Genomic DNA, 15,699 nt, shown 5'->3' with positions numbered 1-15,699 from the left:
CGCCTGTCTGCATACACTTGTAATGGAGAAGGGGGGATTTTTTATTGAGATTGAACCGCCGTTATCGCCCCTATAAAAAGGGCCCTCTGCCATTTCGTTATGTCATGCTGCTTGCCATATTATTTTTTGTGCTCTCAACTGTCATTAGCCTATTCTTCATCAATCGTTCCATTAAACCAACGTTGATTCACATTGCTGAACTAGAAACAGAACGAATCGCCAATCATCTCATCCAATATTCTGTTCAGGATTTTGCAGATGATCAGGAGAATATGAAGGATATGGTTGTGATGAATACAAGTGAGAACGGAAAAGTGACAACTATCGACTTCAATGCGCAAGCAACATCGAAAGCAATGGCTGACCTGTCACGTCACCTTCAAAAAAATCTAGAGGACATTGAAAAGGGGAATTTTCAAAAAGAGGCAAAAGAAGCATTAAAGGATCAAACAGATGGACATGACGGCATTATATATAACATTCCGCTTGGGCAAGCGTCCGGAAATGCACTTATCGCCAACCTAGGACCAAAAGTGCCTGTACGATTCAGTGTCATTGGTGACCCGCATACGGACGTTGAAAAAAACATTAAGCCTTATGGCATTAACAACGCCTTGATTGATATTAGTGTGCTCATTGAGGTGAAGGTGAGAGTCATCATCCCATTCGCCTCAGAAACCATCGTCGTCAAAAACTCCGTGCCTGTCTCCATTCAAGCCGTTCAAGGAGATGTCCCAGATTATTATAATGGCAGCGGAACAAATTCAGGCGCTCCATCGATTGTTCTGCCAGAGAAAAAGGAGAAGAAAGAATAACAGCCCAATGGACGAATTGGGCTGTTTTTTTCATACGCTGTGATTGCATATAGTGTTTTTGTGATGAACGTTTTGTTGTTACGAAACAGACAGTCTTGTCCTTGTATCATTTTCATCGGTGATATAGGTCACGTCTTCAAATCCACATTCAACTGCATTCTTGTATAGCCATTCGAGTGTTCCCTTATTTTTGCAATAGATCGTGACATAGGAGCAATCGGTCACTAAAAGAACAAGCTCGCATTGGCTTTCAATAAATTCTTCATAGGTCTTAATATGAGACAATGTCCCTTTTGGATATGCTTGTAAATCGGCGAAAATCATATAATACGTCTTGTTTTCAATGAGGTGTTTGAGTTCTATACCGTCCATTTCTGTTTTACCTTCAGGAAAAAGTTCTTCATCTTTTTCGCCATCAACTAGTATATTCGAGTCTTCGGTATCGATTCGCCAGCTGAATTTGGTGATGTCGATCGGTTTTAGCACTTCTCCAAGGAAGACTCCGTATTCATTTGGAATGGTAAAGGTCATTCCTCTTTTCAAAAAACAACCCCCTAACTCTTTGTGAAGTAATCTTTCATTGGTTGTGATGCTTAGACTTTTTTTCATGTGATCTGTTCATCTTATCCTAATTAACCACTTGATTCCATACGGATCACGTGCCATGATAAATGTTCATTGTTTTCCTTTTCTGAATAGTGGAAGCTATCCTGAAGACTGATTTTTCACGATCGTCTGTTGTGAAAGTGAGAGGATGATTTGATTGATATGAAGAAAATTCATGTAAGCGGATTTTGTTTTTTGGTATTTGCCATTGTATTTAGTGCTAAATATATGTCAGCATCGATATTATTAGCTGGGAGTGACAGTTTGAGTGTCGACTTATTTAGAGGGATGTATGACATGATTCCACTCGAAGTAACAGTTGTGTATCTCCTTTTTTTCATCATGGGTATTCTTTTTTTAGTTTTAGGATTGAAAGAGAAGCATAAGCAGTAACAGTAGACAAGTGATGACCGGGGAAATGTTGATACATATCAAAAGGAGAAGCAAGCGGTATCGCTAAACTTCTCCTTTTATTTATCGACGTTTCCGCTCGGCTCTTTCCCATGCCCTTAAATGAGGATAAGGATCAAACGACCATTCAGTTCGTCCATTGTCTTTATACATGCCGTAATGAAGGTGTGGCGGGAATTTTCCTGCTGTGCCAGGTGGACCGTAACCGGAGCTTCCGACTGATCCGATGACTTGACCAGGTTCTACAATCTGCCCAGCTTTGAGTCCTTTGGCAAAGCCATTTAAGTGGGCAAAATAATGATAATGATTATGAATATCTCGAATGCCGATCCGCCAGCCGCCAAAGCGGTTCCAGCCTTTCATTTCAATCACGCCGTACGATGTCGCACGAACAGGAAGACCGTAATGAGCAAAAAGATCAGTGCCCTCATGAATTCTTCTGCCTCCAAAGCCTCTCGCATCACCCCATGTACTCCTGTAGCTGTAGTCAGCGCCAACCGGAAGAGGAAACGCATGCTTTCCGAGGTCAAGATGGCCGTAATGCTTATAGAGCTTCATAAAAGATGAAATGATTCCAACGGTTTGATCACGTCCGTAATAATCCCACAGCGCGATTTTTAATTGGTCGATGCTGCTGCCGTAATGGAGCAAGTATTGAGCAAACGTGAACAGGACATCTTCATCGTTATCGATTTCCGCTTTTCCATCCCCATTACCATCAAGCCCAATACCGTCGAACACTTTAATGCTTAATGGAGAGGTATCCTGCTTATTGGGATTTTCTGGTCCCATCCACATTTCCCGGGGAATGTAGATACCAATCACACCTGTTTGTTTTGGTAAATCTCTTCTGCTTTTGCGTATATTGTGTTCATACTGATCAACCGCAGCAAGTACATACCACGGGACCTGTGTGGTGATGGCGATCTTTTCATACAGTGCCATTCGCTGTTTTAATTCATCGGGCTGTTTGTTTGCCCCTTGTGCATGGACTGATGCGGGAATCATTGAAAGAGCGATGATGATCGCTAAAACCACTTTCACAAACGTCCATCTCCTTTCTTCGAACATACCTTCTACCGTTTAGTGTGGTTTGATCACGTTATTTCATAAGAAGAAAATGTTAGTAATTTTCTTCTGTTATTTTAGGAGTCTTTTGGGTATTTTTGCAGCTCATTCCCTTGTTGTTCAATCTGTACTATGTTAAAGTGTCTAAAGAAAAGGCCTTAGGCCGAAGATTCATTTTTTTGCGGCAACAGCTGCATCCATCGTATATAGCAGGAAGATGATTGTATATGCACCTTTAACGAATTCATATGGAGATGATGGAATTGGCAAAGAAGGAAGAGCACGTAAGAAAACCGGACTGGCTTAAAATTAAGCTGAATACGAATGAAAACTATACCGGTTTGAAAAAAATGATGCGGGAAAACAACCTGCATACCGTTTGTGAGGAAGCGAAATGTCCGAATATTCACGAATGCTGGGCAGTAAGAAGAACCGCTACATTTATGATCCTCGGATCTGTTTGTACGCGCGCATGCCGTTTCTGTGCGGTGAAAACCGGACTTCCTACTGAGTTAGACTTGCAAGAGCCAGAACGCGTGGCAGATTCAGTGGCTTTGATGAATTTAAAGCACGCTGTTATAACAGCGGTTGCAAGGGATGACCAAAAAGATGGCGGAGCAGGCGTATTTGCTGAAACTGTTCGTGCCATTAGAAGAAAAAGTCCATTCACAACAATTGAAGTTCTCCCTTCAGACATGGGTGGCAATTATGATAATTTGAAAACGTTAATGGATACACGCCCTGATATTTTAAATCACAATATTGAAACAGTACGCAGATTAACACCAAGAGTTCGTGCACGGGCTACATACGATCGTTCATTGGAATTCTTGCGTCGTGCAAAAGAAATGCAGCCTGACATTCCAACGAAATCAAGCATTATGATTGGACTTGGTGAAACGAAGGAAGAAATCATTGAAGTCATGGATGATCTTCTTGCCAATAACGTTGACATCATGGCAATTGGTCAGTATTTACAACCTTCGAAAAAGCATTTGAAAGTGCAAAAATACTACCATCCAGATGAGTTTGCAGAGCTGAAGGAAATTGCCATGTCAAAAGGCTTTAGCCACTGTGAAGCTGGACCGCTTGTCCGTTCTTCTTATCATGCAGACGAACAAGTAAACGAAGCGTCTAAGAAGCGTCAGGCGCAAGCATAACAAAGAAAACGCCAGAGCTCTCTGGCGTTTTTTCTCGTATTAATTTTGGCCGTAAGGTGCGTTTCGTCTCATGGTCCGATCGGAATTCGTCATGCCATTGGCATCTTCTTTCGTTGAAATATCTCCGCCTTGAGGAGAGTATTTCATTTGTTGAATCGTTTTCGTTAAAATTTGATCAAAATCACGTGAATTGGTTTGAAGACGTGAAAAATTGGCAATGGATTGAAAGTGCTCTGGGTTATCAGAGACGTACACATGATAATAACGAGGGAGAACAGAAACCGCTGTTTTTTTCACTTGATCGGCTGATTCATCTCGGTTTTTGTTGCCTGTTCGATACACAATGAGGGCATCCTCGTCTGTGACAAGTGTTGCTGCATCCTTTATATTTGGCAGCTGAATGGCTAAACTTGTAATCACGTGGGCAAGATGCTCACGATTTAAAGCAGGGGTTCTTTCCTTCTGATCGGTTACTTGCTGGCGCTGATAACGAACATAGCCTGCTCGATTCGTATCTGCTTCTGGCATGTTGGAATTATTTCCTTCATGACGATCAGACAGGCGAATTGTCTTGCTGGAAGAATCTTCATCCACTTGCCGGTTCATGCCTGATTGAAAGCCGCACCCGCCTAAAAGCATGCATAGGAGAATAGTGGCTGTCAGTTGTTTCATCATAAATGTGACCTCCTTTTTTCTTTAGCTTCGGCTAAATCGGAAAAAACATGCTTTAGCAATTGATGGAGTTGTTCCAATGAATTATCATTAAAGGTGGATCGTTTAAAAAGAGGTGAGAAGATGATCGTCATTCAGAATGCTACCTTTGATCTTGTCAGAGAAATCAAAGACGGCTTTGATGAGGAAGCGTTTAAAGCAAGGTACTCAGATATTTTAAATAAGTATGATTATATTGTGGGGGATTGGGGCTATAACCAGCTTAGGCTGAAGGGGTTCTTTGATGACCAAAACCAAAAGGCCACATTCGATACAAAAATCAGTACACTCGATGAATACATTTATGAATACTGTAATTTTGGCTGTGCCTATTTTGTCTTAAAGCGGATTAGAAAATAACGCAAAGGGGGCGTCATGATGTATTTCGTAGACAGAAAGAAGATTGAAGAGACATTACGTTTTTTTGAGGAGCAATATGATTTGATGCGCAGCCATCAAACATGGTCAAGTCCTTTAGAAAAAAAAGCGCTGGAACGAATTGTTCATTTGCTCGTCGAATGTATTCTTGATACAGGAAATGATATGATTGACGGCTTTATCATGCGGGACCCAGGAAGCTATGACGACATCATGGATATTCTTGTGGACGAAAAAGTTGTACCAACAGAAGAAGGCACTCACCTGAAAAAACTGGTCTCGTGCCGTAAAACACTTGTTCAGCAATACCAAGAAGTGGTTCATCACGATTTGTTGCAGGTCATCAGTGAGGTAGAACAGGCGCTGCAAGTCTTCCCGAATCGAATTCGCACTTACTTGGAGCAGGAGCTTGGACCAGTATCAGCGTTTAAATAAACCATTGGAGTTGTAAGCAGCATGAAATACAAAGGCTATTTAATTGATTTAGACGGGACGATGTATAAAGGAACAGAAAAGATCGAAGAGGCGGGGCAATTTGTTCACAAGTTAAATGAGTTGAACATCCCTTATTTGTTTGTCACGAATAACTCTTCACGCACACCGAAGCAAGTAGCAGAGAAACTGGTTTCATTCGATATTCCAGCAACGGAAGAACAAGTCTTTACAACAAGTATGGCGACGGCAAACTATATCGCAGAACAAAAGAAAGATGCCTCGGTGTATGTGATCGGAGAAGAAGGAATTCAGCAGGCCATCGAAGAAAAAGGCTTGTCGTTTGGTCAAGAAGACGCTGATTTCGTTGTCGTTGGAATAGACCGCGGTATTACATATGAAAAACTAGCGGTAGGAGCCATTGCGATCCGTCAAGGCGCACAATTTGTTTCAACAAATGGAGATATTGCCATTCCGACAGAAAGAGGGCTGTTACCTGGAAATGGATCGTTAACATCTGTGCTGACGGTTACGACAACAGTGGAGCCAACATTTATCGGGAAGCCAGAGTCTATCATTATGGAACAGGCCATGCGGGTGCTCGGGACAGATGTGTCAGAGACGCTCATGGTGGGCGATAACTATGATACCGATATTATGGCAGGGATGAATGCAGGGATGGATACACTGCTTGTCCATACAGGCGTCACGACAAAAGAGCTGCTTCAGAAATATGACAAACAGCCAACCTATGTCATTGATTCATTATCTGAGTGGATTGAACGATTATCTTAATGAAAAGAGGACAAGCGTCAGACGCACGTCCTCTTTTGTGTTTTATTCTGCATTTCTCGCACTATGTGCAAGTCTGCTTGATGCTGCCGCAGCAATAGCACCGACAATGTCATCTAAAAAGGTGTGGCATTCGCCTGAGGATTTATCGTTGAGTTTTCCAAGAATCCCTGGTTTTTCTTTGTCGATATATCCGTAATTCGTAAAGCCGATGGAGCCATAAATATTAACGATGGCAAAGGATAAAATTTCATCCACACCATATAAACTTTCATCTGTTTCAAGAATGGATTGCAGCGGTTCTGTCAGCTTTTTTTGCTCAGCGAGAACATCTAGTTCAACGCCTGTTAAGATGGCATTTTGGACTTCACGTTTTGCGATGACACGTTCCACATTGTGGATGCACTCTGTCATGTCTAAGCCAGGATGATATTTTTCCTGTAAAAAGAAGACAAGGTCTGCTATATCTTGAATGGTTACGCCTCGTTCTTGTAAACGGCGTCTTGCTGTTTTTTCTACTTCGTTCATCTCATGATGATGCGGCATGTTCCTCACCCAATCCTCGTAATTTGTCCACAACGTGTGAAAAAGCTTCGGATAGTAAATAGTATTCATAAATCCCTCAACCTGCGACTACGATATGATAAGAGACTGATTTTATGAACGCAGGTGAAATCATGAAAGAAACCATTTATCACACATTTGGTATTGATGTGCGTCAATTTATGCCATATGGCAGTTATCAGAGCTTTCAAACGGCGGAAGCTCTCTTCATCATTGTTCCCGTGTCTCATTTGCGAGAAGAAGAACTCACAGAGCTTTATCATATCAGTCAGTATTTACTGAATGACGGTGACCCATACGTTGCCGTGTTTGAATTAACAAACGAAGAGAAACCGACTTTTACCCATGGAAAAGAACTGTACGCTCTATTGAAGGCAGCACCGCGGGTTACAAGCCGCTCATTTCAGCACGCATCAGAGCTGGCGGCCTTTCATGTCAGGGGGAGAGGGTTTCCTTATGAGGTGTCTGAAACAAAACGTGTCGGAGCTTGGAAGGAATTATGGGCAAAACGGTTAGACCAGCTGGAAGGCTTTTGGATGCAGCAAATGCATCAAAAACCACTTGAACGATTTGAAAAGAAATTTATTGAATCCTTTCCGTATTATCTCGGATTAACGGAAAATGCCATTCAATATTTAGTGGATACAGAGCTTGATGATGAACCAAAAGAATGTGATTCAGGAACTGTTTGTCATCAGCGCTTTTCACGTATGACCTGGCCACATGAGCAGCCGCTTCGTTTACCTGTAGATTGGGTATTTGATCATCCAACAAGGGACATCGCAGAATATTTAAGAGAAACCTTTGTCCAGCATAAGGAGGATTTAATTGAAGAGGGATTTTCCTTTTTGCAGCAATATGAGCAGGTTACGCCTCTTTCATCATTTTCAAAGCGACTTTTATACAGCCGTCTTCTGTTTCCGCTTCATTATTTTGAAATTGTCGAAGGTTATTATATGTCAGGAGAAAATGAAAAATCTTATTATGAAGAACGATTAGATTACGTTTTAAATGATGCGAACCGCTACGAATATTTTCTCAAGGTGTTTCAAGAATTGAGTGCTATGCGCAGCGGTGGGCATCTCATTCCTCCTGTTGGATGGATTCATCAATCCGCTGATTTGAAGTTTCAGTGAACAGACGAAACGTCTCTTTTCTCTTGAGGCGTTTTTCGTTATGCTTAAAGAAATCTACCAAAGGAGTGTTCTTCTTGACGAAACCTTATGTCTATATCACAAGAAAGCTTGATGAAACAACACTTACACCATTAAAAGAAGTCGCTCATATTGATATGTGGACGAGCGAGGATGAGCCGTGTCCAAGAGAAGAGTTAGAAAAACAAGCGGCTCAAGCAGATGGGCTGCTCACGATGCTGTCAGATCAAGTAGATGAGGCACTTTTATCAAATGCTCCAAATCTAAAAGTGGTCGCGAATCTCGCGGTCGGCTATGACAATATTGATCTAAAGGCAGCTAAAAAGCACGGGATCACGGTATGTCATACACCGGACGTCTTAACAGAATCGACGGCTGATTTAGCCTTTGCGCTTTTGATGGCGTCAGCAAGACGAATTGTCGAAGCGAGTGATTGGATTAAGGATGGGAACTGGACAGGCTGGGGACCGCTTCTTCTAGCCGGTGCTGATGTGCATCATAAAACGTTAGGGATTGTCGGAATGGGCAGTATTGGAACCGCACTGGCCAAGCGGGCAAAAGGTTTTGATATGAATGTTCTTTATCATAATCGTTCAAGAAAGCCAGAAGCAGAAGCGCAGCTAGGTGTGACCTATGCCGCATTTGATGAGCTGCTTACGCAGTCTGATTTCATCGTTTGTTTGACACCTTTAACGCCTGAAACGAAAGAAATGTTTAATAAGAAAGCATTTGAGCAGATGAAGAACACGGCTTACTTCATCAACGTTTCCAGAGGGCAGACGGTAGACGAAGATGCTTTATATGATGCTGTCACGACAGGAAAAATTGCAGGAGCAGGTCTGGATGTATTTAGCAAGGAGCCAGTCAGCCCAGATCACCCGTTAACGACATTACCAAATGTGACAGTGCTTCCTCATATCGGAAGTGCAAGTGTTGAAACGAGAAAAAACATGATGCATTTATGTGCTGAAAATATTGCGCTTGTCCTGCAAGATCAGCAAGCCAAAACGCCAGTTCAGGCGTAATCTCAAGCTTCCCGGCTTCGGGAGCTTTTCTCACAAAAATATTTTGAAAATATAGAATCTTGATATAAATAGCTGTTAAGCGGTTTCATTCTCATATTCTCTTATTTTATTACCTTGTCAAAATGAGGATACCCCTTTATAATGTGTGTACATTGAATGTCTGTGTTAGGTTAACAAATGTCTTTTTAGAGAGGACATTTACGGAGAAAGGTGGAATTTCAGGTGAAGGCAATTCGAGTTGGACTACTAGGATTAGGAACAGTGGGGAGCGGTGTCGTTAAGATTATTCAAGATCATCAGGATAAATTAATGCACCAGATCGGCTGTCCGGTATTAATACAAAAAGTGCTTGTGAGCAATCCCGATAAAAAAAGAGATGTGGATGTGGCAAGAGAGGTCTTCACAACTGAAGTATACGATGTGATTCGAGATCCAGAGATCGACGTCATTATTGAAGTGATGGGCGGCATTGAAGAGACAAAACAATATTTAATAGATGCACTAAATGAGAAGAAGCATGTCATTACAGCCAATAAGGATTTAATGGCGCTATACGGCACAGAGCTTTTACATGTAGCAAAAGAAAACGGCTGTGACCTTTACTATGAAGCGAGTGTCGCAGGTGGGATTCCGATTTTGCGTACACTAGAGGAAGGTTTAGCCTCTGACCGCATCACAAAAATGATGGGAATCGTGAACGGGACAACGAACTTTATTTTAACAAAAATGAATGTCGATAAAAGTGCGTATGAAGATGTATTAAAAGAAGCACAGGATCTTGGCTTTGCAGAAGCAGATCCGACGGCGGACGTAGAAGGGCTAGATGCGGCAAGAAAGATGGCCATCCTGGCAAGACTCGGCTTTTCCATGAATGTAGACTTAGAGGATGTGAAAGTGAAAGGCATCTCTGACATCTCGGACGAGGACATTAATTTCAGTAAACGTTTTGGCTATACAATGAAGCTGATTGGAATTGCCCAAAGAGACGGAGAGAAAGTGGAGGTCAGCGTACAGCCAACTTTACTTCCTGATCATCACCCGTTATCTTCCGTCAACAATGAATTTAATGCTGTCTATGTTTACGGAAGTGCTGTCGGAGAAACGATGTTTTACGGACCTGGAGCAGGCAGTCTGCCAACGGCAACAGCTGTAGTCTCAGATTTAGTCGCTGTTATGAAAAACATGCGTCTTGGTGTGAATGGCAGTGGATTTATTGCACCGCAATTTGAGAAGAAAATCAAATCATCATCCGAAGTATTTGCTCAGCAATTTTTAAGAATACATGTGAGAGATCAAGTCGGAGCTTTCTCCCGCATTACATCGATTTTTTCTGAAAGAGGCATCAGCTTTGAAAAGATCCTTCAGCTTCCTGTCAAAGGGCATGATGAGCTTGCTGAAATTGTGATTATTACACATCAGACATCAGAAGAAGATTTCTCAAATATCCTGCAAACATTAAACGATCTCGACGTGGTGGTTCAAGTGAAGAGCACGTACCGAGTAGAAGGGAACGGTTTAAGCTGATGAAGTGGAATGGACTCATTGAAGAATTTCAAGAATTTTTACCAGTAAACGAACACACACCTAAACTAACATTAAATGAAGGAAACACACCGCTGATTCATCTCGCAAAGCTATCTGAAAAGCTTGGGATTGAACTTCATGTGAAAACAGAAGGCGTCAACCCTACAGGTTCTTTTAAGGATCGCGGGATGGTCATGGCCGTCGCAAAGGCAAAAGAAGAAGGCAATGATACGATCATGTGTGCATCGACAGGGAATACGTCTGCAGCAGCAGCAGCTTATGCGGCGCGCGCTGATATGAAATGTATTGTCATCATTCCAGATGGAAAAATTGCCTTCGGTAAGCTGGCGCAGGCTGTCATGTACGGAGCAGAGATCATTGCCATTGACGGCAACTTTGATGATGCGCTGAAAATTGTCCGCAGCATCTGTGAAAAAGCACCGATTGCACTTGTTAACTCCGTCAATCCATACCGAATTGAAGGACAAAAAACAGCGGCATTTGAAATCTGTGAGCAGCTAGGCTCCGCACCGGACGTACTGGCGATTCCTGTTGGAAATGCGGGGAATATTACAGCGTACTGGAAAGGCTTCAAAGAATATCATGAGAAAAAAGGCACGGGACTGCCAGTCATGCGTGGTTTTGAAGCAGAAGGAGCTGCAGCCATCGTTAGAAATGAAGTCATTGAGCAGCCAGAAACAGTCGCAACAGCCATTCGCATCGGAAACCCTGCAAGCTGGAAGCAAGCTGTAGCAGCGGCAGATGAATCAAACGGGAAAATTGATGAAGTGACAGATGAAGAAATTCTTCATGCCTATCAATTGATCGCACGTGAAGAAGGTGTGTTTGCAGAGCCAGGCTCTTGTGCATCAATTGCAGGTGTACTCAAACAAGTGAAATCTGGAGAAATTAAGCCAGGCAGTAAAGTCGTCGCTGTACTGACAGGAAACGGATTAAAAGATCCGAATACGGCGATTGATATTTCACACATCAAACCGGTCACGCTGGATGCAGATGAAGATCAAATTCTGGAACATTTAGAAAAGGCCGCACGCGTATGAGTAACGCCTCCATGCTTTTTTCAATCACAGTACCGGGAAGCACTGCCAACTTAGGACCAGGCTTTGACTCAGTCGGAATGGCGCTCAGCCGCTATTTAAAGCTATCGGTCTATGACCATGATAGCTGGCTGTTTGAAGCAGAAACAGATGTCGTGTCTGGTATTCCATCAGGCACCGATAACCTGATCTACCAAACAGCTAAAAAGGTCGCAGATGACTTTGGAAAAACACTCCCGCCTGTTCATGTCAAAGTGTGGAGTGATATTCCATTAGCAAGGGGGCTGGGCAGCAGCGCTGCTGCCATTGTCGCCGCTATTGAGCTCGCCAATCAGTTGCTTGAATTAAAGATGACCGATGATCAGAAGCTCTTTTTTGCAAGTGAGGTAGAAGGTCATCCAGATAATGCGGGTGCCTCTTTATTCGGTGGTTTACTCATCGGTCTTCATGAAGAAGACAAGACACATGCCGTTAAAGTGCAGCATGTGGATGTAGATGTCGTCGTCGTGATTCCTTTTTATGAAGTGCTCACAAAGGATGCCCGTGATGTCCTGCCAGAGGATTTTTCCTATAAACAGGCAGTGAGTGCGAGTGCAGTGAGTAACGTCCTTGTCGCCGCCTTAATGACGCAGAACTGGCCGCTTGTAGGGGAAATGATGAATAAAGATTTATTTCATCAGCCATACCGCACGATGCTTGTCCCAGAGCTGTCCAAGGTGGAGCACGTTGCTTCATTAAAAGGCGCGTATGGAACGGCATTAAGCGGTGCTGGGCCGACTATTTTGACCTTAGTGGAAAAAGGGAAGGGAGAAGCGCTGAAAAAGCAGCTTGCTCAAAATTTCCCGCATTGTGAAGTGGATGTACTGACGGTGCCGGTAGAAGGTGTTGTCGTCGAGCATCATTCTGTGAATCAAGTAAAGAACGTGCTGTGAAGACGCACGTTCTTTTTTTTATCCTTGTTTTTCATAACAAAAGCAGGGATTATTATTTAGAGAAGCGAACTATTTTTGATACATAAAAGGAGGAGATCAATTGATGAAGAAATTGATAACAGCAGAGGATTTAACACAAATCGTGTCTGTTTCTCATCCAGTTTATTCACCAGATGGAAAAAAGGCTGTTTTTACAAAAGTAACGGTGAATGAAAAAAAGGATGATTACAATATTCATTTATGGGTTCGAGATGAAGAGACAGGGGAGCTGTCTCGATGGACATTTGATGATGGAAAGCATCATCAACCAACATGGTCAAAAGACGGAAAGCAGCTTGCGTTTATTTTGCAGAAGCCAAAGGAAGTCCCCCAGCTCGCACTCATTCAGAGCGATGGCGGCGGAATTCGTACCTTAACGAATATTCCTTACGGCGTCTCTCATCCTGTATTTTCACCGGATGGAGCGTTCATTTATGCAGCGGTCTCATTAAAACAGGATGAATCTGTTCATGATGAAAAAAAGGAAGAGTGCGATGACTTTGCTCCGGCCGTATATGATGATTTGACTTATAAAGCAGATGGCAGAGGCTTTTTAGACGGGCGTCTGACGCAAATTGTAAAAATCGATGTCCGTTCCGGCGAGGTAGAGATGGTTACGAGTGAGTCTCATCATCATGTGAATCATGTCATCTCTCCTTGCGGGAAGTGGCTTGCGTATATTCAATCAAATCCTCAGACGTTTTACATAAGTGATATCTGTCTCCTTTCCTTAGAGGACGGTACATCCAAGAAAATCACCCAATCAACAGGCGCTTACACGACTGTATCATTTTCTCCAAATGGAGAAAGCCTTTTGTACATTGGACACGAACGTGAATTTGAAAATGCGACCTTCCTGTCATTGTGGCTGCATGATCTGAAGGAGAAAAAGACCGTTCAATTGTCAGAAATGCTCGATATGTATGTAGGAAACTGTATGGCAGGGGATAGTGTTATGGGTGAGGCCAATCAGCTTCCACAATGGACAAAGGATAGTCAGGGGTTTTATGCGCTTGTTTCTGATCAAGGGAGTACCGGAATTTATTATTTCTCTATTGAAGGCTTAGCCTATCCCGTTCGTTTAGAGGCAGAACATGTGACGAATTTCAGTCTTCATCCAGACGAATCAAAAATACTGATCAGCCGTCTTTCACCTGTCTCGCCTAGTGAGCTGTATGAGCTGACTTTAGGGGAATCCTCACTCAAGCAAATCACGTTTGAGCATGATGACTTTCTAAAGGAACATGTCATATCCGAACCTGAACCAATTTCTTTCCAGTCAAAAGAAGGAGACGTTGTACATGGCTGGTTGATGAAGCCTGCTCAGATGGAAGAGGGGAAGACATATCCACTAATCTTAGAAATTCATGGAGGGCCGCATGCGATGTACGGTCATACGTATTTTCATGAATTTCAAATGCTCGCCGCTGAAGGGTATGCGATTGTGTACATCAATCCTCATGGCAGTCATGGGTACGGACAGATGTTTACGGACCGTGTAAGAGGCAGCTATGGTGACGTTGATTATGAGGATGTCATGCTGGCTGTTGATCATGTGCTCGAAGCTTATGACTTCCTTGATGAAACAAGGCTTGGCGTAACAGGCGGCAGCTATGGCGGTTTTATGACCAACTGGATTGTCGGACAGACAGACCGTTTCCGTGCAGCTGTTACACAGCGTTCCATTTCGAACTGGATTAGCTTTTATGGCATCAGTGATATCGGTTATTTCTTTACAAAATGGCAGATTGATGGGGATATTTATGACTCTGTTGATAAGCTATGGGATCGTTCGCCGCTAAAGTATGTAAAACAGGTGAATACACCGCTTCTCATCCTGCACAGTGATGAAGACTACCGCTGTCCAGTCGATCAAGGAGAACAGCTTTTTGTGGCATTAAAGGAGCTTGGAAAAGACACGAGATTAGTCAAATTCCCGAAGGCTTCTCATGATTTATCGAGAAGCGGCCACCCTGGGCAGCGTATTCAAAGACTGACCTTTATTCAAGAATGGTTTAGAGAGAAGTTATCCTAATTAAAAAACGGCCCTGATTGGGTCGTTTCAGCGTGTAGACAAACCCTCGCATTCGGTGTCAGTCCTGCGTTCCGGTGCTCACGAATGTCAAATTCGCTCCGCGCCAGTACTCGTCCTTCCTAGACTGCAAAGGTTTTCTATCACACTGAAAACAAGACAAAGGGCTAAAATTAGCCCTTTGTCAACAATTAAAAAACGGCCCAGTAAGGGCCGTTTTCATGTCATATATGAATTAGAAAACCTGTTCAACTTCTACAACGCCAGGTACTTCTTCTAATAATGCGCGCTCAATACCGGCTTTCAATGTAATGGTTGAACTTGGGCAGCTGCCGCATGCACCAAGAAGGCGTAATTTCACAATGCCATCTTCAATGTCTACAAGCTCACAGTCTCCACCATCACGTAATAGAAATGGACGAAGTTTGTCCAGTACTTCCTGTACTTGGTCTTTCATTTCGACTTCAGTCATTAGATATAATCGCTCCTTTCACAACATATCACCATTATATTCATCTGGACGATAAAAATCTATTGATTGGTTTCAAAGTTTCCTTCTCATTATAGCACAATCTCATCTTGAAACAAAAAGTGATTTTGACTTTTTTCATACAGAAAATTCAGCTAAAATAAAGAAAGAATGGGGGGCTTGTCAAATGAACAAAACCGTTGACCTTTATGTATATGGAAGAGATGTCCTGTGCGCTAGTTGCGTGAATCTGCCTTCTTCAAAAGATACATTTGAGTGGCTAGATGCAGCATTAAAACGAAAATATCCAAATCAGCCGTTTCGCATCACATATATCGATATTGAGCACCCGCCTGAAAACGAACGCCAAAAAGAATTATCTGAACGAATTCTTGATGATGAATTCTTTTATCCGCTTGTCCTTGTTGAGGATCAAATTGTAGGAGAGGGCAATCCGAAATTAAAAGATATTTATCAAGAAATGGAGAAATACGGGTACGAAGAGAGCAGTGAATGAGCTGTTCTTTTT

At 42.6% G+C, this 15,699-nt stretch carries 17 protein-coding genes and 1 pseudogene; 13 read left to right on the top strand and 5 right to left on the bottom strand.

From position 1 onward, the window contains the following. Positions 1–44: 44 nt before the first annotated feature. Positions 45–815: a sporulation protein YunB gene (gene yunB / locus MKY11_RS15670; protein WP_007500406.1), complete on the top strand. Its 771-nt coding sequence runs from the start codon at positions 45–47 to the stop codon at positions 813–815. Positions 816–893: 78 nt separating this feature from the next. Here the strand turns inward: yunB and MKY11_RS15665 are convergent, their stop codons facing one another. After that, a complete protein-coding gene (locus MKY11_RS15665) occupies positions 894–1,358 on the bottom strand; it encodes a DUF2691 family protein (protein ID WP_327872250.1) in 465 nt (154 codons plus the stop codon). 225 nt (positions 1,359–1,583) lie between these two features. Between MKY11_RS15665 and MKY11_RS15660 the strand changes: the two genes are divergently transcribed. Then, positions 1,584–1,814 carry a hypothetical protein gene (locus MKY11_RS15660; RefSeq protein ID WP_138278968.1) on the top strand — a complete coding sequence of 77 codons (231 nt, stop codon included), beginning with the start codon at positions 1,584–1,586 and terminating at the stop codon, positions 1,812–1,814. Positions 1,815–1,895: 81 nt separating this feature from the next. On the opposite strand, the gene MKY11_RS15655 is transcribed toward MKY11_RS15660, so the two are convergent. Continuing rightward, positions 1,896–2,840, bottom strand: a complete 945-nt coding sequence (locus MKY11_RS15655) for a M23 family metallopeptidase (protein WP_226650614.1) — start codon at positions 2,838–2,840, stop codon at positions 1,896–1,898. 323 nt (positions 2,841–3,163) lie between these two features. On the opposite strand from MKY11_RS15655, the gene lipA reads away from it, so the two are divergent. Next, positions 3,164–4,060, top strand: a complete 897-nt coding sequence (lipA, locus tag MKY11_RS15650; RefSeq protein WP_008360456.1) for a lipoyl synthase — start codon at positions 3,164–3,166, stop codon at positions 4,058–4,060. Between the two features lie 39 nt (positions 4,061–4,099). Here lipA and MKY11_RS15645 read toward each other — a convergent pair whose 3' ends face one another. Then, a complete protein-coding gene (locus tag MKY11_RS15645; RefSeq protein WP_007500413.1) occupies positions 4,100–4,735 on the bottom strand; it encodes a YhcN/YlaJ family sporulation lipoprotein in 636 nt (211 codons plus the stop codon). 120 nt (positions 4,736–4,855) lie between these two features. Between MKY11_RS15645 and MKY11_RS15640 the strand changes: the two genes are divergently transcribed. From MKY11_RS15640 to MKY11_RS15630, 3 genes are read left to right on the top strand one after another with little or no spacing between them, the layout of a single operon-like run. Further along, the gene (locus MKY11_RS15640) at positions 4,856–5,131 is read left to right on the top strand and encodes a YutD-like domain-containing protein (protein ID WP_008346837.1); all 276 of its coding nucleotides are present in this window, start codon (positions 4,856–4,858) and stop codon (positions 5,129–5,131) included. An 18-nt stretch (positions 5,132–5,149) separates the two neighbouring features. Next, positions 5,150–5,584 carry a DUF86 domain-containing protein gene (locus tag MKY11_RS15635; RefSeq protein WP_024719757.1) on the top strand — a complete coding sequence of 145 codons (435 nt, stop codon included), beginning with the start codon at positions 5,150–5,152 and terminating at the stop codon, positions 5,582–5,584. 21 nt (positions 5,585–5,605) lie between these two features. Continuing rightward, positions 5,606–6,376 (top strand): TIGR01457 family HAD-type hydrolase, encoded by a 771-nt coding sequence (locus tag MKY11_RS15630; RefSeq protein WP_041091846.1) that lies wholly within the window; start codon positions 5,606–5,608, stop codon positions 6,374–6,376. A 42-nt stretch (positions 6,377–6,418) separates the two neighbouring features. On the opposite strand, the gene MKY11_RS15625 is transcribed toward MKY11_RS15630, so the two are convergent. Further along, positions 6,419–6,919 carry a phosphatidylglycerophosphatase A gene (locus MKY11_RS15625; RefSeq protein ID WP_024719755.1) on the bottom strand — a complete coding sequence of 167 codons (501 nt, stop codon included), beginning with the start codon at positions 6,917–6,919 and terminating at the stop codon, positions 6,419–6,421. 113 nt (positions 6,920–7,032) lie between these two features. On the opposite strand from MKY11_RS15625, the gene yutH reads away from it, so the two are divergent. From yutH to MKY11_RS15595, 6 genes are all read left to right on the top strand, one after another. Continuing rightward, complete coding sequence (yutH, locus tag MKY11_RS15620; protein WP_100324813.1) at positions 7,033–8,073, top strand: spore coat putative kinase YutH; 1,041 nt, start codon at positions 7,033–7,035, stop codon at positions 8,071–8,073. A 74-nt stretch (positions 8,074–8,147) separates the two neighbouring features. Continuing rightward, positions 8,148–9,116 (top strand): D-glycerate dehydrogenase, encoded by a 969-nt coding sequence (locus MKY11_RS15615; RefSeq protein WP_017367983.1) that lies wholly within the window; start codon positions 8,148–8,150, stop codon positions 9,114–9,116. Positions 9,117–9,338: 222 nt separating this feature from the next. Beyond that, on the top strand, positions 9,339–10,640 hold the full coding sequence (locus tag MKY11_RS15610) for a homoserine dehydrogenase (RefSeq protein WP_024719752.1): 1,302 nt from the start codon (positions 9,339–9,341) through the stop codon (positions 10,638–10,640). Then, entirely contained in the window at positions 10,640–11,701 is a 1,062-nt protein-coding gene (gene thrC / locus MKY11_RS15605; protein ID WP_048002236.1) for a threonine synthase, read from the top strand. Before MKY11_RS15610 ends, thrC begins: the two co-directional genes overlap by 1 nt. Further along, positions 11,698–12,630, top strand: a complete 933-nt coding sequence (thrB, locus tag MKY11_RS15600; RefSeq protein WP_148943997.1) for a homoserine kinase — start codon at positions 11,698–11,700, stop codon at positions 12,628–12,630. Before thrC ends, thrB begins: the two co-directional genes overlap by 4 nt. Before the next feature lie 103 nt (positions 12,631–12,733). Next, complete coding sequence (locus tag MKY11_RS15595; RefSeq protein WP_342501582.1) at positions 12,734–14,704, top strand: S9 family peptidase; 1,971 nt, start codon at positions 12,734–12,736, stop codon at positions 14,702–14,704. 232 nt (positions 14,705–14,936) lie between these two features. On the opposite strand, the pseudogene MKY11_RS15590 reads toward MKY11_RS15595, so the two are convergent. Beyond that, a pseudogene (locus MKY11_RS15590) lies at positions 14,937–15,236 on the bottom strand (NifU family protein). Between the two features lie 121 nt (positions 15,237–15,357). On the opposite strand from MKY11_RS15590, the gene MKY11_RS15585 reads away from it, so the two are divergent. Further along, a complete protein-coding gene (locus tag MKY11_RS15585) occupies positions 15,358–15,687 on the top strand; it encodes a YuzD family protein (RefSeq protein ID WP_008346819.1) in 330 nt (109 codons plus the stop codon). Positions 15,688–15,699 lie beyond the last annotated feature (12 nt).

This window comes from Bacillus sp. FSL W7-1085 (genome assembly GCF_038595035.1).
Lineage (GTDB): Bacteria > Bacillota > Bacilli > Bacillales > Bacillaceae > Bacillus > Bacillus altitudinis.
This window is presented reverse-complemented; position numbering and strand designations above follow the sequence as displayed.